Annotated in this window: 21 protein-coding genes; 10 read left to right on the forward strand and 11 right to left on the reverse strand. The window is 64.6% G+C overall.

Annotated features, from left to right (window positions below; translation table 11 throughout):
* Positions 1-215: 215 nt before the first annotated feature.
* Complete coding sequence (locus B5V03_RS39015; RefSeq protein WP_164988558.1) at positions 216-392, forward strand: hypothetical protein; 177 nt, start codon at positions 216-218, stop codon at positions 390-392.
* Between the two features lie 389 nt (positions 393-781).
* Here the strand turns inward: B5V03_RS39015 and B5V03_RS39020 are convergent, their stop codons facing one another.
* The 3 genes from B5V03_RS39020 to B5V03_RS39030 all read right to left on the reverse strand — a co-directional run bounded on the left by B5V03_RS39020 (position 782) and on the right by B5V03_RS39030 (position 2,268).
* Positions 782-1,570 (reverse strand): hypothetical protein, encoded by a 789-nt coding sequence (locus B5V03_RS39020; RefSeq protein WP_129275704.1) that lies wholly within the window; start codon positions 1,568-1,570, stop codon positions 782-784.
* A gap of 174 nt (positions 1,571-1,744) precedes the next feature.
* Positions 1,745-1,969, reverse strand: a complete 225-nt coding sequence (locus B5V03_RS39025) for a hypothetical protein (RefSeq protein ID WP_164988580.1) — start codon at positions 1,967-1,969, stop codon at positions 1,745-1,747.
* A 71-nt stretch (positions 1,970-2,040) separates the two neighbouring features.
* Positions 2,041-2,268 carry a hypothetical protein gene (locus B5V03_RS39030; protein WP_129275706.1) on the reverse strand — a complete coding sequence of 76 codons (228 nt, stop codon included), beginning with the start codon at positions 2,266-2,268 and terminating at the stop codon, positions 2,041-2,043.
* Between the two features lie 264 nt (positions 2,269-2,532).
* Between B5V03_RS39030 and B5V03_RS39035 the strand changes: the two genes are divergently transcribed.
* Positions 2,533-2,880: a DUF6481 family protein gene (locus tag B5V03_RS39035; protein ID WP_129275767.1), complete on the forward strand. Its 348-nt coding sequence runs from the start codon at positions 2,533-2,535 to the stop codon at positions 2,878-2,880.
* A 119-nt stretch (positions 2,881-2,999) separates the two neighbouring features.
* Here the strand turns inward: B5V03_RS39035 and B5V03_RS39040 are convergent, their stop codons facing one another.
* Positions 3,000-3,242, reverse strand: coding sequence for a pentapeptide MXKDX repeat protein (locus B5V03_RS39040; protein WP_129275707.1), 243 nt, complete (start codon positions 3,240-3,242; stop codon positions 3,000-3,002).
* Between the two features lie 366 nt (positions 3,243-3,608).
* On the opposite strand from B5V03_RS39040, the gene dctP reads away from it, so the two are divergent.
* The 3 genes from dctP to B5V03_RS39055 are packed head-to-tail and all read left to right on the forward strand — an operon-like array spanning position 3,609 to position 6,537.
* The gene (gene dctP / locus B5V03_RS39045; protein ID WP_129275708.1) at positions 3,609-4,631 is read left to right on the forward strand and encodes a TRAP transporter substrate-binding protein; all 1,023 of its coding nucleotides are present in this window, start codon (positions 3,609-3,611) and stop codon (positions 4,629-4,631) included.
* Positions 4,628-5,182, forward strand: coding sequence for a TRAP transporter small permease (locus B5V03_RS39050; RefSeq protein ID WP_129275709.1), 555 nt, complete (start codon positions 4,628-4,630; stop codon positions 5,180-5,182). Before dctP ends, B5V03_RS39050 begins: the two co-directional genes overlap by 4 nt.
* Positions 5,179-6,537 (forward strand): TRAP transporter large permease, encoded by a 1,359-nt coding sequence (locus tag B5V03_RS39055; RefSeq protein ID WP_129275710.1) that lies wholly within the window; start codon positions 5,179-5,181, stop codon positions 6,535-6,537. Before B5V03_RS39050 ends, B5V03_RS39055 begins: the two co-directional genes overlap by 4 nt.
* Before the next feature lie 116 nt (positions 6,538-6,653).
* On the opposite strand, the gene B5V03_RS39060 is transcribed toward B5V03_RS39055, so the two are convergent.
* Positions 6,654-7,346, reverse strand: a complete 693-nt coding sequence (locus tag B5V03_RS39060; protein WP_129275711.1) for a GntR family transcriptional regulator — start codon at positions 7,344-7,346, stop codon at positions 6,654-6,656.
* A 231-nt stretch (positions 7,347-7,577) separates the two neighbouring features.
* Between B5V03_RS39060 and B5V03_RS39065 the strand changes: the two genes are divergently transcribed.
* The 4 genes from B5V03_RS39065 to B5V03_RS39080 all read left to right on the forward strand — a co-directional run bounded on the left by B5V03_RS39065 (position 7,578) and on the right by B5V03_RS39080 (position 11,453).
* Positions 7,578-8,186, forward strand: coding sequence for a TRAP transporter small permease (locus tag B5V03_RS39065; RefSeq protein ID WP_129275768.1), 609 nt, complete (start codon positions 7,578-7,580; stop codon positions 8,184-8,186).
* Positions 8,186-9,451, forward strand: coding sequence for a TRAP transporter large permease (locus B5V03_RS39070; protein ID WP_129275712.1), 1,266 nt, complete (start codon positions 8,186-8,188; stop codon positions 9,449-9,451). The genes B5V03_RS39065 and B5V03_RS39070 overlap by 1 nt, the downstream gene beginning before the upstream one ends.
* Positions 9,452-9,474: 23 nt before the next feature.
* Positions 9,475-10,458, forward strand: a complete 984-nt coding sequence (locus B5V03_RS39075; protein WP_129275713.1) for a TRAP transporter substrate-binding protein — start codon at positions 9,475-9,477, stop codon at positions 10,456-10,458.
* A 68-nt stretch (positions 10,459-10,526) separates the two neighbouring features.
* The gene (locus tag B5V03_RS39080; protein WP_129275714.1) at positions 10,527-11,453 is read left to right on the forward strand and encodes a dihydrodipicolinate synthase family protein; all 927 of its coding nucleotides are present in this window, start codon (positions 10,527-10,529) and stop codon (positions 11,451-11,453) included.
* A gap of 105 nt (positions 11,454-11,558) precedes the next feature.
* Here the strand turns inward: B5V03_RS39080 and B5V03_RS39085 are convergent, their stop codons facing one another.
* From B5V03_RS39085 to B5V03_RS39100, 4 genes are read right to left on the reverse strand one after another with little or no spacing between them, the layout of a single operon-like run.
* Entirely contained in the window at positions 11,559-12,470 is a 912-nt protein-coding gene (locus B5V03_RS39085; RefSeq protein WP_129275715.1) for a hydroxymethylglutaryl-CoA lyase, read from the reverse strand.
* Position 12,471: 1 nt separating this feature from the next.
* A complete protein-coding gene (locus B5V03_RS39090) occupies positions 12,472-14,475 on the reverse strand; it encodes an acetyl/propionyl/methylcrotonyl-CoA carboxylase subunit alpha (protein ID WP_164988581.1) in 2,004 nt (667 codons plus the stop codon).
* Between the two features lie 4 nt (positions 14,476-14,479).
* Entirely contained in the window at positions 14,480-16,084 is a 1,605-nt protein-coding gene (locus tag B5V03_RS39095; RefSeq protein WP_129275717.1) for a carboxyl transferase domain-containing protein, read from the reverse strand.
* Positions 16,085-16,108: 24 nt separating this feature from the next.
* Positions 16,109-17,236 carry an isovaleryl-CoA dehydrogenase gene (locus B5V03_RS39100; protein ID WP_129275769.1) on the reverse strand — a complete coding sequence of 376 codons (1,128 nt, stop codon included), beginning with the start codon at positions 17,234-17,236 and terminating at the stop codon, positions 16,109-16,111.
* Between the two features lie 155 nt (positions 17,237-17,391).
* On the opposite strand from B5V03_RS39100, the gene B5V03_RS39105 reads away from it, so the two are divergent.
* Complete coding sequence (locus B5V03_RS39105) at positions 17,392-18,420, forward strand: AraC family transcriptional regulator (protein WP_129275718.1); 1,029 nt, start codon at positions 17,392-17,394, stop codon at positions 18,418-18,420.
* A 73-nt stretch (positions 18,421-18,493) separates the two neighbouring features.
* Here the strand turns inward: B5V03_RS39105 and B5V03_RS39110 are convergent, their stop codons facing one another.
* Both B5V03_RS39110 and B5V03_RS39115 read right to left on the reverse strand, forming a co-directional pair.
* Complete coding sequence (locus B5V03_RS39110; RefSeq protein WP_129275719.1) at positions 18,494-18,787, reverse strand: DUF3551 domain-containing protein; 294 nt, start codon at positions 18,785-18,787, stop codon at positions 18,494-18,496.
* A gap of 239 nt (positions 18,788-19,026) precedes the next feature.
* Positions 19,027-19,512 (reverse strand): Lrp/AsnC family transcriptional regulator, encoded by a 486-nt coding sequence (locus B5V03_RS39115; protein ID WP_129275720.1) that lies wholly within the window; start codon positions 19,510-19,512, stop codon positions 19,027-19,029.
* Between the last annotated feature and the right edge of the window lie 64 nt (positions 19,513-19,576).

Here is a 19,576-nt window from a genome sequence, read left to right on the forward strand (position 1 = left end):
TATTTCCCGGCAACCCGGACAAGTGATCGCGTTCAATTCCGGTGAAGCTGATCGCCCACGGTCAGCCGTGAATGGCGTGATTGTTTCCGGCCATGTCCCGCACGAAATGGTGAGACCGGACGTCATTCAGACGGATCTGTGAATTGCGTCACAACCTGCGTCCGGCGTCTCCGCTAAACAGCGCCTAGCACTCGCAAGGACGCGAGAAGACATCAGTGGTCCAGCCGGTCATGACACAGGAAGCAGCAGCCGAGACGGAGGTCCCGACACCACGGGAAAGGTCCGACCTGTTCGGCGTCACGCTGCTTGCGACCATCGGAATCGTGATGCTGGCCTGGATCGGAGGCCTGATCTGGGGCGTGATGGTGTTCTTCAACTGGCTCGTGTCCTGACGGGCGAGGCGATCAACCTCTCCTCTGCGCGCAAGGCTTCTTGTTTGCGCATGATCTTTTCGGAAAACCGCTTCGCGCTTTTCCGGATCATGCTTAGCCCCGCGGATCATGCGCTAAAACAGGCACTGCGCCACCTGCGCCAGCTTGATCCCACCGCAAACGATCATGGCCCATAACGCCACGCTGATCTGGATTGCATCCAGCATGTCCCACGTCCCCGCGAATCTTGTCCCGACGTTTTCTTTCGAGATTCGCCAGAAGCGGCAACGAGCGCCAGCGCTAATTTGAGGCAATTGTTGTGCACCGCCGAACGCGATAGCTGCGTCAGCGCCACAACAAAAAGGCGGGCTTTCGCCCGCCTCTTCGTTCTCGATCTCGAGTTCGGACTCTCAGTAGCACGCGCGCGGATCGGCCTGCACATATTGGCCGCTCGGATAGCGGTAGTAGCAATTGCCCTGGGCCAGATAGTAGCCGGGACGTGAGGCCGCCGTCGCGCCGGCAATCGCGCCGGTGGCGCCGCCAATCACGGCACCTGCGGCTGCGCCCGAGGCGTTGCCCGAGATCAGACCGCCGAGCACGCCGCCGACAATGGCGCCGCCAAGCGCGCTCGCGCCGGGATCGGCCGGCGGCGGAGGTGGCGGCGGATCGTAAGCGACCGGCGGCGGCGCAGGGGCGTAGGCCACCGGCACGTCGTCGTAATAGTCCTCCGAAATGTAGGCGGGTGGGCCTTCCATCCGCTGCGGATAATAATACCAGACGCCGCCGACGTCCCACCACCAGCCGGAGCGGCCATTATGGACCTCGTGGCGCCAGCGTCCGCCATCCCAGGCGACATGGCCGCGATAGGCGTGTCCGCCCCAGTCGCGCGCCGGTGCGGGACCTCTGGCGTAATTGCGTCCGGGCGGCGGGCCGCCTGCCCCGCGCGGGCCGGGACCGGGGCCCGGGCCGCCGGCGTGAGGTTGACCACCGGGCTGCGGCGCGGGCCTGACAGCCTGCTGCGGCGGCGGACCCTTGCGCATGTTCTGATTGTTCTGGGGCGGCGCGCCTGCGCCCGGCCCATGCGGCGGCTGGCCGTCGTGCCTCGGCGGCCCAGAATCCTGCGCCTGCGCCGAGAGCGCCAGCAATGACATGGCCGAAACCAAGGGAATGATGATCTTCATGCGGCTGGACGCACTCATGCGTGCTTGCCCCCTACTCTCTCGATTGCCGTGGTCCTCAGCGCAATAGACGATTCGCCTCGCGCCGGGCTGATGCCGGCTGACATAACTGACCTGCTTTGACAGGCTAGTCCCGTTACAAATGGTTAAGATCACGGCAATTTTTCGGCTGCAAAGGGCTGCGCTGGAGCGCTTCTAGCGGGCCGGCTCGATCACGTTGCAATTGCGCCGTCCCGACATCAGGCAGTCCTGCATCTTGCTGGCGGCGGTGAGATCGCGGGCAAGCCACCAGCCGACGCCGAGGATCACAATGATGATGATCAGGCCGGCAATCGCGCCGCGGCGGTTACCGCCCGATTGAGGTCTTGCCGGGGATTTGGACTTGGTGCCCGGTTCGGGCTTGGAAGCAGGCTCGGACATGACTGACTGATCACAGAGGTGAGCCGGCTTTATCACCTCTGCGACCTGGCGTCACATCCCGCTCAGACAGTTTACCCGCGGGTCGGCCGGACCAGATCCTTGCGCGAGGTTTCGACCGCCGGGGTCGCCCGCGGTGCGCAGGTCGTGAGCACGAACGCGGTCTGGGTGCACTCCCAATCGGCGCCCAGAACGGCGCTGTCGATCGGCTGCGGGCGGGCGAGCAGCAGCGCGGCACCAGCCACGGCGGCCACCGCGACGGCGATTGCGAGCGCCTTCAGGCTCAGTCTTGAGATTGTCATGCCCGTGCTCCGTCTCGTACCGGGACGGACGCTAGGTCCCGCCCCTGTGCTCCCTTATGAGGGACATCACAATTCGGCAGTTTTTCCGGGCTACGAGAGATCGTTGGGGACGATTTTTCGTCTACCTGATCGGCTGCAATATCTATGGCTTTGCGGCGCGCGTGGATGTACACGCATCTGCGTCGCGCGGCGCCTGCTATGCCCAGCCGACGTACCAACACGCAGTTATGTAGGACTGAAAGCGAGGATGACAAGGTTCGTTCGATGAGTGGATTCAGGGAACCAGGATTCTCCGACCGGCAAAAAGCCGCGCAGGAAGCACGCAAAAATCTTTTGAACAAATTCAAGTCGCAGCCGGGTCACGACGATCCGGAGGTGGTGGCACGTCGCGCCGAGCGCGAGGCGCTCGCGGCCAAGCGCGCCGAGACCAAGGCCGCGCGTGAGGCCGAAAAGGCCGAGCAGAAGCGCGTCGCGGAAGAAGCTGCAGCCGCTGAGGCCGCACGGATCGCCCGCGAAGCGGAGGAAGCGATCGCCAAGGCGGCAGAGATGGAGGCCGAACAGAAGGCCAAGCGCGACGCCCGCTACGCCGCCCGCAAGGCCAAGCGGAAGTAAACGTTCTCCAGTAACGTTCTATTGAATTTGAACTGAAGCGCCATTTTCGGGGGCGGTCCACGTGACCGCCCCCGAACACTTGCGCGCGCCAGCGAACGCTACGCGACGACGGGAGACGATCAGTTCTTCTTCATCATCCCGTCGTCCTTCTTCATCCCGTCCTTCGACATGTGGTCCTTCTTCATGCCGTCGTCCTTGGACATGGTGTCTTTCTTCATGCCGTCCTTGGACATCGTGTCCTTCTTCATCATGCCGTCGTCCTTGCCCATCTTGTCCTGGGCGAAAGCGGCCGGCGCGAACGCGAGGCCAAGCGAGAGAACGGCAGCCGAGACGCCGAGCGCGATGCGGGTGCGAATGGTCATGGATCATCTTCCCTTCGGGATGGTGTTTGTCAGCGACGGACGCCGCTATTCAATCTCGACGGATTGACCGCCAGCGTTGTTACGCCCCGACCGATAAATTTCTGCGGGCTGCTGCCGTCCACGCATTCGCCGCAATCGCGTTCGCGCATGGCGCCGCCCAATCCGCAAGCCAGATGGATGGCAGATGGACGGCAAGTGTGCAGCGCAGCAAGGCCGGCCCTTGCCGCGGCATTCGGTCTCGAACTATCAGATGAGAGAATATCGCCTGGAAGACCGGCTAGGATGGGCCTCAACGCCGGTCTCACAAGACCTCACCCAAATCACCAAACAAGAACCGTTCAAAGAACCGTCCAAGGGGATTACACCATGTTCACGCGCCGCCATCTGATCGCGACCGCCGTCGCCGCACCCGCCATTCTCCGCTTCGGCATTGGCACCGCGCATGCCGCGACCACGCTGAAGATCTCGCACCAATTCCCCGGTGGCACCATCGACAAGGGCGATTTCCGCGACCGGCTCTGCCGCATGTTCGCCGCCGAAGTCGCCAAGCGCAGCAACGGCGACGTCGCCGCGGAGATCTATCCGAACTCCTCGCTGATCAAGACCAACGCGCAGTTCTCCGCGATGCGCAAGGGCGCGCTCGACATCTCGCTGTATCCGATGCCCTACGCCGGCGGCGAGCTGCCTGAGACCAATATCGGCCTGATGCCCGGCCTCGTCACCACCTATGACCAGGGCATGCGCTGGAAGAAGGAGCCGGTCGGCAAGGCGCTGACCGACTTCCTCGCCGACAAGGGCATCATCCTGCTCTCCTGGGTCTGGCAGGCCGGCGGCGTCGCCAGCCGCTCCAAGCCGATCGTCGCGCCCGAAGATGCCAAGGGCATGAAGGTGCGCGGCGGCTCGCGCGAGATGGACATGGTGCTGCAGACTGCGGGCGCTTCGGTGCTCTCGGTGCCGTCGAACGAAATCTATGCGGCGATGCAGACCGGCGCATGCGACGCCGGCATCACCTCCTCCACCAGCCTGATCTCATTCCGCCTCGAGGAGGTCGCGAAGTCGCTGACCTCAGGCGCCGGCGCCTCCTACTGGTTCATGCTGGAGCCGCTGATGATGTCGAAGGCGATCTTCGACAAGCTGCCGAAGAACCAGCAGGACGTGCTGCTCACGGTCGGCACCGAGCTGGAGGCCTTCGGCCGCAAGGGCGCACAGGATGACGACGTCGAGGTCGCCAAGGTCTACGAGAAGGCCGGCGCCAAGGTCTCGGTGCTCGATGCCGCCACCGTCGGCAAATGGCGCGACATCGCCCGCGACACCGCGTGGAAGGATTACGGCGCCAAGACCGCGACCGCGGCGAACCTGCTCAAGCTCGCCTCCGACGTCGGCGCATGAGCCACGGTCCGCTTCCGGATCGTGACGACCAGATGAGCGCTGCCGCAAGCACCGGTCTTGCGGCGGCGATTGATCGCGGTCTCGCCGTCCTCAACAGCATCATTGTCGTGTTCGCCGCGATCGCGTTGATCGCGGCCTGCGCCATCCTGAGCTACAGCGTGCTCAGCCGCGCGCTGTTCAAGGCCGCCAATTACTGGCAGGACGAGGCCGCCGTGTTCCTGCTGGTCGGCGCCACCTTCATGACGGCCGCCTATGTGCAGCAGAACCGCGGCCATATCGGCATCGAGGCGTTCGTCAGCCTGCTCTCGCCGCTCGCGAACAAGATCCGCCTCTGGCTGGTCGATGTCGCGACGTTCCTGTTCTGCGCCTTCTTCACCTGGAAGTCCTGGACACTGGCCCATGAGGCCTATGTCGACGGCCAGGTCTCCAACTCGATGTGGTCGCCGCCGCTTGCCATTCCCTATTCGCTCATGGCGCTCGGGATGAGCCTGCTCTGCGTCCAGATCCTCGTGCAGCTTGCGCTGCCTTTCGCGGGAGCCAAGCGTCCATGAGCGTTTTCGGTATCGGCATCGCCTACGGCATCGCGACTCTGGTCGTGATGTTCTCGGGCATGCCCATTGCGTTCGCGCTTGGCGCCGTCGCGGTCGTGTTCATGGGCATCTACATGCCAGCGGCATCGCTGGATACGGTGACGCAGAACGTCTACGAGGAAATGGCCTCGATCACGCTGCTGTCGATCCCGCTCTTCATCCTGAAGGGCGCGGCGATCGGCAAGTCGCGCGCGGGCCAGGATCTCTATTCGGCGCTGCACGCCTGGCTGCATCGCGTGCCCGGCGGCCTCGGCGTCGCGAACGTGTTCGCCTGCGCGCTGTTCGCAGCGATGGCGGGCTCGAGCCCAGCGACCTGCTCGGCGATCGGCTCGGCCGGCATCCCCGAGATGCGCAAGCGCGGCTATTCCGGCGGCTTTGCGGCCGGCATCATCGCCGCCGGCGGCACGCTCGGCATTCTGCTTCCGCCGTCCATCACAATGATCCTGTTCGCGGTGGCCGCGGAAAAATCGCTCGGCCGGCTGTTCCTCGCCGGCATCGGGCCGGGCCTGCTGCTGGTCTCGCTGTTCGGCGCCTATGCCGTGATCCGCTTCCGCCAGGAATATGCGGCGGCCGAAGCAATCTACAAGAACGGCGGACCGGAGGCGGCGATCCTCGCCCGCGACGAGTACACACTGGCCGAACGCTTCAGCGTCCTGCCGCGCGTGATCCCCTTCGTGCTGCTGCTCACCGGCGTCATGATCGCGCTCTATGGCGGCTACGCCACGCCGTCGGAGACCGCCGGCCTCGGCGGCCTCTTGGCGCTGGCGCTGATCGCGGCGATCTACAGCGTGTGGCGGCCGAGCGACCTTGCGCCCATCTTGAAATCGACGATCCGGGAATCGACCATGCTGATGATGATCATCGGCATGTCGCTGCTCTATTCCTACGTGATGAGCTATCTGCACATCTCGCAGTCGGTCGCCGAATCCGTCGTCGCGATGCACCTGCCGCGCTGGGGGTTGCTGTTCGCCATCCTGGTCATGGTCGTCGTGCTCGGCTTCTTCCTGCCGCCAGTCTCGATTATCCTCATGACCGCGCCGATCATCCTGCCGCCGCTGCGCGCCGCGAACTTCGACATCATCTGGTTCGGCGTCGTCATGACCATCGTGATGGAAATGGGACTGATCCATCCACCCGTCGGCCTCAACATCTTCGTCATCCGCAACGTCGCGCCCGATATTCCCCTGAGCGAGGTCATCTGGGGCACCCTGCCGTTTGTGCTGCTGATGATGCTCGCGGTGCTGTTGCTCTGCTTCGTGCCGGGTATCTCGACCGCACTGCCGGACCTGGTGATGGGGCCGGACGGCAGCAGGTAGCGGCAATCCCAGCTGCCGTAGGGTGGGCAAAGCGTAGCGTGCCCACCGTCTGTCGACTGCGGAAACAATGGTGGGCACGGCGCGTTGCGCCTTTGCCCACCCTACGAGAGCTGTGATTACGGCCCGCTCTTCCGCCGCCCCTTCGGCACGATCGTGCTGCCGGCAACCACCTGCAACAGGTCCTTGCGCACCGCTTCGATGTGCCGTTCCAGGAAGCGGCAGGCCTCCTCGACCTTCTGCGCGCGGCACAGCGCGATCAGATGGGCGTGCTCCTTCTCCGCAATCCCCATCGCCTTGGTGTTGGAGAGCTGGAGACGCGTGTAGCGGTCGCTGGTCTGGAGCAGCGACAGCACGATCGCACGGGTGCGCGGCTGCGGGGCGTGCATATAGAGCGCCAAATGAAAGTCGGCATTGAGCTGCCCCCAGTCGCTGACATTCTTCGCCTTGATTGCCTTCTCGAATTGCCTGTGGATGTCGTCCAGCGCATCGAAATCGTCCGCTGAGAAATGCGGCGCTGATTGTGCCAGCAGCCGCGGCTCCAGCATGCGGCGCAGGTCGAACACGTCGTTGATCTCGTCCAGCGACAGCTCCGAGACGATGGCGCCCTTCTGCGGCACGATCCGCACCAGCCCTTCGGCCTCGAGCTGGAATAGCGCTTCGCGAACAGGGATGCGGCTTACGCCGTAGGTCTCGCCAAGCGCATCCTGCCGCAGCTGCGAGCCCGCGGGATAGGTGCCGTCGAGGATCGCCTGCCTGAGCTGGTCGACGATCGCCGCCGACAGTGTGCGATGCTTCAGAGGCTGTTTCATCTGACCTTCTGTTGTCCTTCCCGACTCATCGGCCGAAGCGGTCCCTCTCTTGCATGCTGAAGGACCTAACAAAAGCCAGGGCGCCGGCAAAAGACAGTGCCCAGCAAACGCGCGTCCTGCCGCCGAAATGACCGCAATCTCCGTTTGACACTCAAAATGTATAAATTATACATTCGACGATAGCACGATAAATTTCCGGGGTTGGGGCCCTCTTTCATGATCGAGCAGACGATGCCGGCCACGCGTGCATTCAGCGCTCGACACATGGTCGTCCGCGCGTCCAGCGCCCTGCTCGCCGTCGAGCGCGTCGCGCTGATGGGCCTGATGTACCTGCTCACCGGCTTGATCCTGGTGAACGTCATCACCCGCTACGCACGTTTCCCGATCTACTGGATCGACGAATCCGCGGTCTACTGCGTGGTCTGGTTGACCTTCGTGGGGGCGTCCGCGATGACGCGGCTGCGGCTCGATTTTGCGGTCACCATGCTGACGGAGCGTCTGTCGCCGCAGCACCAGAAGATCGCCAAGGTGATTTCGACCGGCCTCGTCGTCGTATTCGGCATCGCCCTGATCATCACCTGCATGCTCTGGATGGACCCGATCGGGCTTGCGCGCGCCGGCTTCGACGGCCGCAAACTCGCGGCCGAAACCTTCAACTTCCTCTACACCGAGCATACCCAGACGCTGAACTGGCCGACCTGGGTGCTCTATCTGACGCTGCCGATCTTCGCGGTGTCGATGACCATTCACGGCCTCGCCAATCTCTTGGAAGATCTTGAATTGGTCCCGCGCACACCGCCGAAGGGCTTTCAGCTCTCCGAGCTCGACGGGGTCAACTGATGGTCACCTCAGCCGCCTTCGTCGCGATCATGCTGGTCGGCGTGCCGATAGGGCTCTGCCTGTGCCTTGCCGGCCTCGTCTACATCGCCGCATCCGGCAATCCCGTACTGTTCCAGTCCTATCCGCTCCAGCTGTTCGGCGGCGTCGACAGCTACGGCCTGATCGCCATTCCGCTCTTCATCCTGATCGGCGAGATCATGAACGGCGGCGGCATCACGCGGCGCATCGTCGACATGGCGATGGCGTTCGTCGGCTCGCTCAAGGGCGGGCTCGCCTACGTCAACATCCTCGCCAACATGTTCATCTCCTCCATCCTGGGATCGGCGACCGCGCAGGTCGCGATCATGGCCCAGATCATGGTGCCGGAGATGGAGAAGAAGGGCTACGACAAGACCTTTGCGGCAGGCCTCACCGCCTATGGCGGCATGCTCGGCCCGATCATCCCGCCCTCGGTGATGTTCGTGGTCTATAGCGTGCTGGCGCAGGTCTCGGTCAGCGACATGCTGATCGCCGGCATCGTGCCGGGCGTCATCCTCACGGTGATGTTCTGCCTCGTCATCGCGCTGATGGGCTACGTCTACAATTATCCCCGCGCCGACTATCAGACGCCGCGCCAGCGCGTCATGACGATCTTGCGGACGTCTCCGACGCTGCTGATCCCGATCGTCATCGTCGGCACGATTCTGAGCGGCCTCGCCAACGCGACGGAATCCGCAGCCGTCGGCGCGGTCGCAGCAGCCGTGGTCGGAAAATACTGGACCAGGGAGTTCGAGTTCTCCCAGCTGCCGCAGATGATGCTGCGTAGCGCGATCTATTCGGCGATCGTGCTGTTCCTGGTCGCAGCCGCGGCCGTGTTCTCCTGGGTGCTGATCTTCGGCAAGGTGCCGCAGGAAACCGCCGGCTGGATCCAGTCCGCCGCCAAGGACCCGATCAGCTTCATGCTGATCTGCAACGTCATCCTGCTGGTGATCGGCACGGTCATCGACGGCATTCCCGGGCTGATCATGACGGTGCCGATCCTGCTGCCGGTCGCGACCGACGTCTATCACATCGATCCCCGGCATTTCGGCGTCGTGGTGGTGATCAACCTCGTGCTCGGCCTGCTGTCGCCGCCGGTCGGGCTCTGCTTCTTCGTCGCAGCCGCCGTCACCGGCGCCAAGCCCGGCAAGATGTTCATGGTGACGCTGCCGTTCTTCGTCATCTCCTGCGTCCTCCTGGTGCTGCTCTCGCTCTATCCCTCGCTCTCGCTGATCCTGATCAAATAGGCCCGTCCCAAAGGAGCCCGACCATGCCGCTTTCCCGCCGCCGCTTTCTCGCTGCCAGCGCCGCCGCCTCGGTGTTCGCGCCGTCGCTGGCGCTCGCCCAGGCCAAGGAATTCCGCCTCGGCCTGATCACGCCCAACGGCCATTCCTGGAACAAGGCCGCACTCAAATTCGGCGACGATCTCAAGGCCGCGACCAACGGCCGCCTGACCCTGACCGTGTTTCATTCCGGCCAGCTCGGCAACGAGCCCGCGATGATGCAGCAATTGCAATCCGGCGCGCTCGACATGGGCTTCATCCAGGCCGCCGAGCTCGGCTCGCGCGTGCCGCACATCGCCGCGATCAACGCACCCTATATCGTCCGCTCGACGCCGGCGGTCGCAAAATTCGTGCGGCATCCCGCGGCGATAAAACTGTTCGACGTGCTGCCGCAGGAGACCGGCACGATCGGGCTCGGCTGGGGCATCACCGGCATGCGCGCGGTGTTCTCCTCGAAGGACCTGAATTCGCTCGCCGACATAAAGGGCATGAAGCTGCGCATCAATCCGACGCCGGTCTATCGCGATTTCTATTCCTCGCTGGGCGCGGCTCCGACCCCGATCCCGACGCCGCAGGTGTTCGACGCCATGGCCAACGGTCAGGTCGACGGCCTCGAGGCCGATCTCGAATTCTCCTGGAACCAGCGCTTCGACAAGGTGTCCAAGGTGATCCTCCAGATGAATGCCGTCTTCATGCCGATGGCGGCGGTGGTCTCGGGCCGGGTCTGGCAGACGCTGCCAGCGGCCGACCGCGAGCTGATCGCCAAGACCGTGAAGGCGACGCTGGACGCGCAGATCGACGAGCTCGCCGGCAACGAGCCGGCGCTGATCGAGAACTTCAAAAACGCGCCGATCCCGATCCGCCAGGTCCCGGCCGGCGACACCGAAGCGATCATCGCCGAGTTCGACAAGGTCTGGCTGCCGAAGGCCCCTGTTCTCGCCGAGCTGCGCAAGGTGGGCGCGACGCTCTGATCCCACCCGCCATCCTCTTCACAGCAGCCGGCGGCCCCCCCGCCGGCCAATCCATCTGGAGTCACATCATGAGCCGCCGCGTTTCCTGGGAAGGCGTCTTCCCGGCCGTCACCACGCAATTTTTCGACGATCTCTCGCTCGACATCGACGCGACCGCGAAGGTCATGGACGGACTGATCCGCGACGGCGTCTCCGGCCTGATCGTCTGCGGCTCGGTCGGCGAGAACACCTCGCTGGAGCGCAAGGAGAAGGTCGCGATCATGGAGACGGCGAAGTCCGTCGCGAAAGGCCGCGTGCCCGTGCTGTGCGGCATCGCCGAATTCACCACGGCCTTCGCGGTCGAGACGGCGAAGGAAGCCGCGCGCGTCGGCATCGACGGCGTAATGGTGATGCCGGCGCTGGTCTATTCGTCCAAGCCGCACGAGACCGCCGCGCATTTCCGCGCCGTCGCCACCGCGACCGACCTGCCGGTGATGCTCTACAACAATCCGCCGATCTACAAGAACGACGTCACCCCCGACATCCTGGCCACGCTCGCCGACGTCGAGACCGTGGTCTGCTTTAAGGACTCCTCCGGCGACACGCGGCGCTTCATCGACACCAGGAACATGGTCGGCGACCGCTTCGTGTTGTTCGCAGGGCTGGACGACGTCATCGTCGAGAGCATCGCCATGGGCGCCGTGGGCTGGGTGTCCGGCATGTCGAACGCCTTCCCGCGCGAGGGCGAGACGCTGTTTCGTCTGGCCAAGGCCGGCCGCCTGGCCGAGGCCATGCCGCTCTACGAATGGTTCATGCCGTTGTTGCATCTGGACGCACGCCCCGACCTCGTCCAGTGCATCAAGCTGTGCGAGCACATCATGGGCCGCGGCACCGCACTGACCCGCCCGCCCCGCCTGGCGCTGTTGCCGCAGGAAAAGGCCGAGGTCGAGGCCATGATGGCCAAGGCCCTCAAGAACCGGCCGCGCCTGCCGGATGTCGGGCTGAGGGCGGCCTGATCCGACGAAAGCTCTCTCCACGTCATTGCGAGCGAAGCGAAGCAATCCAGAATCCCTCCGCGGAAAGACTCTGGATTGCTTCGCTACGCTCGCAATGACGGAGAACTAGGAAGCAGCCCGCTTCTTCTTCGCATTCAGCGCGGACGCCACCCGACTGACGGGCGGCTTGCCCAGCACGCCGCTCATCTCGTTGGTAGCCGCCAAAAGTCGGTCCATATCGACGCCGGTCCTGATGCCCATGCCCTCGAGCATATAGACGACGTCTTCGGTCGCGACATTTCCGGTCGCGCCCGGCGCGTAGGGGCAGCCGCCGAGGCCGCCGGCGGCGGCATCGATGACGCGGACGCCCTCCTCCAGGCCGGCATAGAGATTGGCGAGCGCCTGGCCGTAGGTGTCGTGGAAATGCATCGCGAGTTTTGCCGGCGGGATGTTGGCGCTGACCGCGCGCAGCATCGCCTTGGCCTTATCAGGCGTGCCGACGCCGATGGTGTCGCCAAGCGAAATCTCGTAGCAGCCGAGCTCCCACAGCGTGTTGGCGAGATCGGCGACCGCCTTCGGCTTGATCTCACCGTCGAACGGGCAGCCGAGCACGCAGGAGATATAGCCGCGCACCGGCACGCCGTCCGCCTTGGCGCGCGCCAGCACCGGCCTGAAGCGCTCGATGGACTCCGCGACGGTGCAGTTGATGTTGGCGCGCGAAAAGCCTTCCGAGGCCGCGGCAAACACTGAGACGACCTTTGCGCCTGCGGCACGCGCGGCGTCATAGCCCTTTTCGTTCGGCACCAGGACGTGGAATTCGGCACCCTTCACATGGCTCACGCCGCGCAAGACGGCATCCGAGCTTGCCATTTGCGGGATCGCCTTGGGCGAGACGAAGGCGCCGACTTCGACCGTATTGAGCCCGGCCGCGACCAGCGCCTCGATGAAGGCGATGCGGGCCTCGACGCTGACGGGCGTCTTCTCGTTCTGGAGACCGTCGCGCGGCCCCATTTCGATGATGCGGACCGGATCGCTCATCTCATTCCCCCGACGGCTCGACCACGGCGAGCTCGACGCCTTCCTGGACGATGTCGCCGACCTTGCACTTGATGGACTTCAGCACGCCGGCGTAGGGCGCCCGCAGCGTCTGCTCCATCTTCATCACCTCCAGCGTCAGGATCGGCGCGCCCTTCTCGAGTTTTGCCCCTTCCTCGGCCAGCACGGCGACCACCGTGCCGGGCAGCGGCGCTGCGATCTTGTCCTCGCCGGCGTGCTCCTCGGTCTCGCCGCCAAACGGATCGACCCAGTGCAGGTCGAAGCGGCCGTTGCGCGTGCGCAGATACAGCTCATGGCCAGAGATCACGGCGGCAACGGACGATTTCACGCCGTCCAGCGTCAGGCCGAAGCCGCCATCCTTCGGCACAATCGCGAACGCCAGTTCGCGCTCGCCAATCAGAAGCGTCGACGGCCCGCTGCCATAGTTCAGCGTAACCTTCTGTTCCGGCCCGTGTCCGACGCGGAAGGCAAAGCTGCGCTGGCGGCGGCCGACCGGCTGCCAGCCAAAGGTCTGCCAGGGCGAATTTGCGCCCGCTTGCGCGGCCTGCCGCTCGTCATTCACGATCGCGGCCACGGCAGCGCAAAGCTCGAGCTCGCCGGGCGCCGGCGAGGCCTGTGTCAGCACCGCCAGCTCGCGCTCGATGAAGCCGGTGTCGATCGCATTGGTTCGCACCTTCGGGTGCGTCATCAGCGCGGAGAGGAACGGAATATTGGTGACGATGCCGCGAACGTCGGATTCCTCCAACCCGCGATTCAGCCGCTCGATCGCGACGTCCCGCGTCGGCGCCCATGCGATCATCTTGGCGAGCATGGCGTCGTAGTAGGGCGAGACCATATCGCCCTCGCGATAGCCGGCATCGATGCGCAAGCCTCCGGTGTCGGCTGGGAGGCGCCAGGTCGAGATCCTGCCGACCGATGGCATGAAGTTCTTGGTCGGGTTTTCCGCGTAGACGCGCGCCTCGACGGCGTGCCCGTTGAGCTTGATCTCGTCCTGCTTCAGCGGCAGCGCCTCGCCGAAGGCGACGCGCAACTGCCATTCGACGAGGTCGATCCCCGTGATCAGCTCGGTCACCGGATGCTCGACCTGAAGGCGCGTGTTCATCTCGATGAAGAACACGTCCTTGCCGTCGGAAACGAATTCGATGGTGCCTGCGCCGACATAGTTCACCGCGCCGGCCGCCTTTCGCGCGGCGGCACAAACCGTTTCGCGCTGGCTGGCATTCAGCGTCGGCGACGGCGCTTCCTCGATCACCTTCTGGTGCCGGCGCTGCAACGTGCATTCGCGCTCGAACAGCGACAGCAGATTGCCGTGGCTGTCGCCGACGATCTGCACCTCGATATGCCTGGGATTGTCGACATATTTCTCAATCAGCATGCGGTCGTCGCCGAACGCGGCTTTTGCTTCCCGCTTGGCGCTGACGATAGCAGGCCCGAGTTCGTCAGCGGACCGCACCACACGCATGCCACGGCCGCCGCCGCCGGCAGACGCCTTCACCAGGATCGGGAAGCCGACCTTTTCGGCCGCCTTCGCCAGCGTCGCGTCGTCCTGGGCCTCGCCATGATAGCCCGGCACCAGCGGCACACCCGCTTTCTCCATCAGCGCTTTCGAGCCTGATTTCGAGCCCATCGCAGTCATCATCGCGGCGGTCGGGCCGACAAAGACGAGGCCTGCGTCGTAGCAGGCCTGCGCGAACTCGGCATTCTCCGAGAGGAAACCGTAACCGGGATGCACGGCCTCGGCGCCGGTCTTGCGCGCGGCGTCGATCAGCCGCTCGACATTGAGATAGCTGTCGCGGGCGCGTGCGGGCCCGAGCAGCACGGCCTCATCCGCGAGCGCGACATGCATGGCGTCGCGATCAGCCTCGGAATAGACCGCGACCGTGCGCAGGCCCATGGCGCGGGCGGTGCGGATGACGCGACAGGCGATCTCGCCGCGGTTGGCGATCAGGAGCGTGCGAAAACGGCGGTAGAGTTTTTGGCGATCCATCGCATCACATCCTGAACAGGCCGAATTTCGTCGGCTCGATCGGCGCATTCGACGCCGCCGAGAGGCCAAGGCCGAGCACGAGCCGCGTGTCGGCGGGGTCGATCACGCCATCGTCCCACAGGCGCGCGGTCGCGTAATAGGGGTGCCCCTGGCTCTCATATTGATCGCGAATGGGCTTGCGGAATTTGTCTTCGTCTTCCCTAGACCAGCTATCGCCCTTGGCCTCGATATTGTCGCGGCGGACCTGGCTCAGCACCATCGAGGCCTGTTCGCCGCCCATCACCGAGATACGCGCATTCGGCCACATCCAGAGGAAGCGCGGTGAATAGGCGCGGCCGCACATGCCGTAATTGCCGGCGCCGTAGGAGCCGCCGATCACGACGGTGAATTTTGGCACGGATGCGGTCGCCACGGCCGTCACAAGCTTGGCGCCGTCACGCGCGATGCCGCCGGCCTCGTATTTCTTGCCGACCATGAAGCCGGTGATGTTCTGCAGGAACACCAGCGGAATGCCGCGTTGGCAGCACAGCTCGATGAAATGGGCGCCCTTCAGCGAGCTCTCGCTGAACAAGATGCCGTTGTTGGCGATGATGCCGACCGGATAGCCCCAGATGTGAGCGAAGCCGCACACCAGCGTCGTGCCGTAGAGTTTCTTGAACTCGTCGAACTCGGAACCATCAACGACACGCGCGATGATGTCGCGCACGTCGAACGGCTTGCGGCCGTCGACCGGTACCACGCCATAGATCTCCTCCGCGGCGAACAGCGGGGCACGCGGCGGATGCATGTTGAGGTTCGGCCGCACCGACGGCTTCAGCGTGCCGACGATGCGGCGGGCGATGCCGATCGCGTGCGCATCGTTCTGGGCGTAGTGATCGGTCACGCCTGACTGGCGCGAATGCACGTCGGCGCCACCGAGCTCTTCCGCGGTCACGACCTCGCCGGTCGCAGCCTTCACCAGCGGCGGGCCGCCGAGGAAGATGGTGCCTTGATTGCGCACGATGATGCTCTCGTCCGACATCGCGGGGACATAGGCGCCGCCCGCGGTGCAGGAGCCCATCACGATCGCGATCTGCGGAATGCCCTGTGAGGACATCTGCGCCTGGTTGTAGAAGATGCGGCCAAAGTGCCGCTCGTCCGGAAAGATCTCGTCCTGCATCGGCAGGAATGCGCCGCCGGAATCGACCATGTAGACGCAGGGAAGATTGTTCTGCCGCGCCACGTCCTGCGCCCGCAGATGCTTCTTCACGGTCATGGGGTAATAGGTGCCGCCCTTGATGGTGGCATCATTGGCGACGATCACGCATTCGCGGCCCGCGATGCGTCCCACGCCGGTAACGACGCTCGCCGAATGCACGTCGCCGCCATAGAGGCCGTAGGCCGCGAGCGGCGACAGTTCCAGGAACGAGGTGCCGGGATCGACCAGCAGGTCGACGCGTTCGCGCGCCAGCATCTTGCCGCGCGAGGTGTGGCGGTTGCGCGAGGCCTCGCCGCCGCCACCGGCGACCTGGCTGAGCTTTTCGCGCAAGTCGGCGACGAGCCCGCGCATGGCCTCGGAGTTGCGCGCAAAATCCGATGAAGAAATATCGATGCTGGAATGGAGCGGCATGTTGATTCCAATCAGGTCAAGGTTTTAAGCCGTCTCGGCCATCAGTTCGCGGCCGATCAGCATGCGCCGCACCTCCGAGGTGCCGGCGCCGATCTCGTAGAGCTTGGCGTCGCGCCAGAGCCGGCCGACCGGAAATTCGGATGTATAGCCGACGCCACCGAGCGCCTGGATCGCCTCGCCGGCCATCCATGTCGCCTTTTCCGCGGAGTAGAGGATCGCGGCGGCCGCGTCCTTGCGCAAGCTGCGGGCGTGGTCGGCGCGGTCGCAGGCGCGCCCGACCGTATAGACATAGGCGCGCGCCGACTGCCAGGTCGCATACATGTCGGCGAGCTTGCCCTGCATCAGTTGGAAATCGCCGATCGGTTGCCCGAACTGCTTGCGCTCATGCATGTAGGGCACCACCGCGTCCATGCAGGCCGCCATGATCCCGAGCGGACCGCCCGACAGCACCGTGCGCTCATAGTCGAGGCCGGACATCAGCACCTTGACGCCTTCGCCCACCTTGCCCATCACGTTCTCCTCCGGCACCTCGCAGTCGTCGAAGAACAAGGGATAGGTGTTGGAGCCGCGCATGCCGAGCTTGTCGAGATGCTGGCCGTGGGTGAAGCCCTTAAAACCTTTCTCGATCAGGAAGGCGGTCATGCCGCGGGGGCCGGCTTCCGGATCGGTCTTGGCGTAGACCACCAGCACGTCGGCGTCGCCGCCATTGGTGATCCACATCTTTGAGCCGTTGAGCACATAGCGGTCGCCGCGCTTGTCGGCGCGCAGCTTCATCGAGACGACGTCGGAGCCGGCGCCGGGCTCGGACATCGCGAGCGCACCGACATATTCGCCGGAGATCAGTTTCGGCAGATAGCGCTGCCGCTGCGCATCGTTGCCGTTGCGGCGGATCTGGTTGACGCAGAGGTTGGAGTGGGCGCCGTAGGACAGGCCCACGGCCGCCGAGCCGCGCGAAATCTCTTCCATGGCGACGATATGGGCGAGATAGCCCATGTTGGAGCCGCCATATTGCTCCGGCGCGGTCATGCCGTGCAGGCCGAGGTCGCCGAGGCGCCTCCAGAGGTCGGCCGGGAACAGATTGGCCTTCTCGATCTCTGCGGCGCGCGGCGCGATCTCCGCCTCCACGAAGGCGCGGAGCGTGTCGCGCAGCATGCCGATGTCTTCGCCCAGATCGAAATCGATGCTCGGGATGTTCAAGGCGATTCCTCCGTATTTTGGGGACCGAACCTAACGGCATCAGGGCCCTTCTGCGGTCGAAAAGGTTGCATTTTCCGCCAAACTTGGCGAGGATTTCCGAAAGGAATCCGATGCCTTTTCAGACCGCAACTGCGCTCCCGCGCCGCGCCGTGACCCCAGCCGCCTTCGTTCGCGGCGTGGTTGCCGCCTATGCGCGGTACGGACGGGACCCGGCCGAGGCATTGGCGCGGGGTCAGGTAGCGCCAGACCTTGTCAATTCTCCGGACGGACGGGTGACGGCCGCCCAGTTCGAGGCCCTGGCCGGCCATGCCATGCGCGAGCTCGACGACGAGGCGCTCGGCTGGTTCACGCGCCGGCTGCCATGGGGCAGCTACGGCATGCTGTGCCGCGCCTCGATCACGGCACCGACGCTCGAAGTCGCGTTAAAACGCTGGTGCCGGCATCATCGCCTGCTCACCGAGGACGTGCTGCTCGATCTCGCAATCGGCGAGGAGACCGCGACCGTGTCGATCCGCGAGCTGCGCGACCTCGGACCGTTGCGCGAATTCTGCCTGGTCACGCTGCTCCGATATGCGCTGGGCTTTTCCTGCTGGGCGGTGGACTCCAGGATCGCGCTCCGCGCCGCGGAATTCCCGCACCCCGAACCCGGCCATGTCTCGGTCTACCCGACCATCTTTTGCCGAAATATCCGCTTCGATGCGGACCACGCGTCCATCACCTTCGACAAGCATTATCTCTCGCTGCCACTGACGCGCAGCGCGCCCGATCTCGACAATATGCTCAAGGGCGCGTTGCGCCTGACCGTGCTGCCCTATCGACGCGACCGCCTGCTGGTCGAACGTGTCCGCCGCGTGCTGCGCGATGCGCGCGGACGCAGTCTCGGCGCCGAGGATGTCGCAAGCGAGCTGGCGCTCTCCACCCGCACCATGCACCGGCGCCTGCGCGAGGAAGCGACCTCGCTGCGCGATCTCAAGGAAGAAGCAAAGTTCGAGCTCGCCAAGCAGGAGCTGATGCGCGGCCGCACGCCGATCAAGCGGATCGCGGAGATCGCCGGCTTCCGCAACGAGAAGAGTTTTTCGCGTGCGTTCCGCACCTGGACCGGCGCCTCCCCTCGCGAATTTCGCGGCCGGTATCGGTGAAGCCGACAAACAGATACGGCCTCCGCGATCGAACGCAGAGGCCGCATCTTGCGCCTGAACTGGAGATATCGGCTTAGTTCGAGGACGTGTCCTTGGCCGGGCGCGTCTTTGCACGGGTCTGCTTCGGCTGGAACGCGAGCGCGTCGTTATTGGGCTTCGCGCCGCCGGCCTGCGAGCACGATCCGCCGATGCCGCCGGCAGCCTGACGGCAGGCTTCCATCGTCGGATAGCCGCAGCCATGCGCGGCCTGGGCACCGTTGGTGATGCAGTAATCGTCGGCCTTCGCAGCCGGCGCCGTCATCATGAAAAACGCAGAGGCGAACAGCGTCGCAGCGGAGGCGACGAACGTCTTCGAGGTCGAGGTCATGTTGTCTTTTCCTGCTTCAGGGTCCCACAGAAGAGTCCTCGGCACGCGGCGCACGCCAAGGTTCATTTACACCTCGCATGTAGGCGGGGCACGGAAGCCGACAATCACGGTTCAGCGCATTGCAGGGCTGTCTAAATCACATGTCACAGTTATGTGAGTTACTAATGTATTAGGCGAGCCCAATTCTTCGGTTTTATTGAAATCGCCACCCGGTCCACGCCGGAAAGCGCGCAGTCGCCCTACCCCGCCGCCACGCCCTCCTGCAGCGGCAGTGGCACGTCCTTGGCGACGCCCAGCACCGGGAAGCTGCGGACGTTCTTCACATCAGGCATCGCCGCAAAATGCAGCAATTGTTGCCGCATGCTCTCGACGCTCGGCGCCACGCATCTCAAGAGATAGTCGGTGTCGCCCGAAATCCGCCAGCACTGCTGGATGCGCGGGATCGCTGATATCGAGCTCTCGAACGCCTCCAGCACCGGCTGGGCCTGGCTGCCGAGCTGGATCGAGACGAACGACACCACCTCATAGCCGAGCAGCCGCTCGTCGATGACGGCCCGCACCGCCCGGATCACGCCGCGGCTGAACAGCGATTTCAGCCGCCGCAGGCAGTTGGGTGCGGACACGCCGACACGCAGCGCCAGCTCGTTGTTGCGGATACGCCCGTCCTGCTGCAGCTCGGACAGTATCTTCAGATCGACGCCGTCGAGCTGGTCACGCCCGGCCATCCCCACCCTCGTCATGAACCCGTCATGTCCGCGCCAACGAAGCACGCGGAACAATCGCTGCCAA

The sequence above is a fragment of the Bradyrhizobium betae genome (assembly GCF_004123905.1).
Taxonomy (GTDB): domain Bacteria; phylum Pseudomonadota; class Alphaproteobacteria; order Rhizobiales; family Xanthobacteraceae; genus Bradyrhizobium; species Bradyrhizobium betae_A.

Bases quoted from the DNA above. Each gene is read 5' to 3' on its own strand.
- B5V03_RS39090 (WP_164988581.1), bottom strand. From the start codon at position 14,475: ATGGATCGCCAAAAACTCTACCGCCGTTTTCGCACGCTCCTGATCGCC.
- B5V03_RS39095 (WP_129275717.1), bottom strand. From the start codon at position 16,084: ATGCCGCTCCATTCCAGCATCGATATTTCTTCATCGGATTTTGCGCGC.
- B5V03_RS39040 (WP_129275707.1), bottom strand. From the start codon at position 3,242: ATGACCATTCGCACCCGCATCGCGCTCGGCGTCTCGGCTGCCGTTCTC.
- B5V03_RS39025 (WP_164988580.1), bottom strand. From the start codon at position 1,969: ATGTCCGAGCCTGCTTCCAAGCCCGAACCGGGCACCAAGTCCAAATCC.
- B5V03_RS39080 (WP_129275714.1), top strand. From the start codon at position 10,527: ATGAGCCGCCGCGTTTCCTGGGAAGGCGTCTTCCCGGCCGTCACCACG.
- B5V03_RS39030 (WP_129275706.1), bottom strand. From the start codon at position 2,268: ATGACAATCTCAAGACTGAGCCTGAAGGCGCTCGCAATCGCCGTCGCG.
- B5V03_RS39115 (WP_129275720.1), bottom strand. From the start codon at position 19,512: ATGGCCGGGCGTGACCAGCTCGACGGCGTCGATCTGAAGATACTGTCC.
- B5V03_RS39020 (WP_129275704.1), bottom strand. From the start codon at position 1,570: ATGAGTGCGTCCAGCCGCATGAAGATCATCATTCCCTTGGTTTCGGCC.
- B5V03_RS39070 (WP_129275712.1), top strand. From the start codon at position 8,186: ATGGTCACCTCAGCCGCCTTCGTCGCGATCATGCTGGTCGGCGTGCCG.
- dctP (WP_129275708.1), top strand. From the start codon at position 3,609: ATGTTCACGCGCCGCCATCTGATCGCGACCGCCGTCGCCGCACCCGCC.
- B5V03_RS39065 (WP_129275768.1), top strand. From the start codon at position 7,578: ATGCCGGCCACGCGTGCATTCAGCGCTCGACACATGGTCGTCCGCGCG.
- B5V03_RS39060 (WP_129275711.1), bottom strand. From the start codon at position 7,346: ATGAAACAGCCTCTGAAGCATCGCACACTGTCGGCGGCGATCGTCGAC.
- B5V03_RS39075 (WP_129275713.1), top strand. From the start codon at position 9,475: ATGCCGCTTTCCCGCCGCCGCTTTCTCGCTGCCAGCGCCGCCGCCTCG.
- B5V03_RS39110 (WP_129275719.1), bottom strand. From the start codon at position 18,787: ATGACCTCGACCTCGAAGACGTTCGTCGCCTCCGCTGCGACGCTGTTC.
- B5V03_RS39050 (WP_129275709.1), top strand. From the start codon at position 4,628: ATGAGCCACGGTCCGCTTCCGGATCGTGACGACCAGATGAGCGCTGCC.
- B5V03_RS39085 (WP_129275715.1), bottom strand. From the start codon at position 12,470: ATGAGCGATCCGGTCCGCATCATCGAAATGGGGCCGCGCGACGGTCTC.
- B5V03_RS39055 (WP_129275710.1), top strand. From the start codon at position 5,179: ATGAGCGTTTTCGGTATCGGCATCGCCTACGGCATCGCGACTCTGGTC.
- B5V03_RS39105 (WP_129275718.1), top strand. From the start codon at position 17,392: ATGCCTTTTCAGACCGCAACTGCGCTCCCGCGCCGCGCCGTGACCCCA.
- B5V03_RS39035 (WP_129275767.1), top strand. From the start codon at position 2,533: ATGAGTGGATTCAGGGAACCAGGATTCTCCGACCGGCAAAAAGCCGCG.
- B5V03_RS39100 (WP_129275769.1), bottom strand. From the start codon at position 17,236: ATGCTGCGCGACACGCTCCGCGCCTTCGTGGAGGCGGAGATCGCGCCG.